At 50.4% G+C, this 900-nt stretch carries 6 tRNA genes and 2 rRNA genes; all 8 read left to right on the top strand.

Features of this window, described 5'->3' with window-relative positions:
- Nucleotides 1-86, top strand: a 23S ribosomal RNA gene (locus WA325_RS21170); the annotation flags it as partial.
- A gap of 106 nt (nucleotides 87-192) precedes the next feature.
- Nucleotides 193-308: ribosomal RNA gene (gene rrf / locus WA325_RS21165) — 5S ribosomal RNA — on the top strand.
- A 9-nt stretch (nucleotides 309-317) separates the two neighbouring features.
- Nucleotides 318-392 (top strand) — tRNA-Asn (locus WA325_RS21160).
- A gap of 5 nt (nucleotides 393-397) precedes the next feature.
- Nucleotides 398-489: transfer RNA gene (locus tag WA325_RS21155), tRNA-Ser, on the top strand.
- A gap of 34 nt (nucleotides 490-523) precedes the next feature.
- A tRNA-Glu gene (locus tag WA325_RS21150) sits at nucleotides 524-595 on the top strand.
- A gap of 9 nt (nucleotides 596-604) precedes the next feature.
- Nucleotides 605-680: transfer RNA gene (locus WA325_RS21145), tRNA-Val, on the top strand.
- A 7-nt stretch (nucleotides 681-687) separates the two neighbouring features.
- Nucleotides 688-764 (top strand) — tRNA-Met (locus WA325_RS21140).
- A gap of 13 nt (nucleotides 765-777) precedes the next feature.
- A tRNA-Asp gene (locus tag WA325_RS21135) sits at nucleotides 778-854 on the top strand.
- Nucleotides 855-900 lie beyond the last annotated feature (46 nt).

Genomic DNA, 900 nt, shown 5'->3' with positions numbered 1-900 from the left:
GAAAGATGATCAGGTTGATAGGTCTGAGGTGGAAGTGTGGCGACACATGGAGCTGACAGATACTAATCGATCGAGGACTTAACCTAATTTCTAATGATGTCACACCTGTTATCTAGTTTTGAGAGAATATCTCGAAAAAACTCTTGACTTTTTAAGATATACATAGTATAATTTTAAATGTCACTGAAATTGTCTGGTGATGATGGCGAAGAGGTCACACCCGTTCCCATGCCGAACACGGAAGTTAAGCTCTTCAGCGCCGATGGTAGTCGGGGGTTTCCCCCTGTGAGAGTAGGACATCGCCAGGCAGACTTCATTCCGCAGTAGCTCAGTGGTAGAGCTATCGGCTGTTAACCGATCGGTCGTAGGTTCGAATCCTACCTGCGGAGCCATTATTGGAGAGCTGTCCGAGTGGTCGAAGGAGCACGATTGGAAATCGTGTAGGCGGTCAACTCCGTCTCAAGGGTTCGAATCCCTTGCTCTCCGCCACTGATATTTATACATAATCACAATTGAAAGTCTGGGCCCGTTGGTCAAGCGGTTAAGACACCGCCCTTTCACGGCGGTAACACGGGTTCGAATCCCGTACGGGTCATTATATGATGGAGGATTAGCTCAGCTGGGAGAGCATCTGCCTTACAAGCAGAGGGTCGGCGGTTCGAGCCCGTCATCCTCCACCATTATCATCGCGGGGTGGAGCAGTTCGGTAGCTCGTCGGGCTCATAACCCGAAGGTCGCAGGTTCAAATCCTGCCCCCGCAACCAATTAAAATCAAATGGTCCGGTAGTTCAGTTGGTTAGAATGCCTGCCTGTCACGCAGGAGGTCGCGGGTTCGAGTCCCGTCCGGACCGCCATTTAAATAATAAGGCTCGGTAGCTCAGTTGGTAGAGCAACGGACTG

This window comes from Bacillus sp. 205(2023), assembly GCF_037027485.1.
Taxonomy (GTDB): Bacteria; Bacillota; Bacilli; order Bacillales; family Bacillaceae; genus Bacillus; species Bacillus halotolerans.
This window is presented reverse-complemented; position numbering and strand designations above follow the sequence as displayed.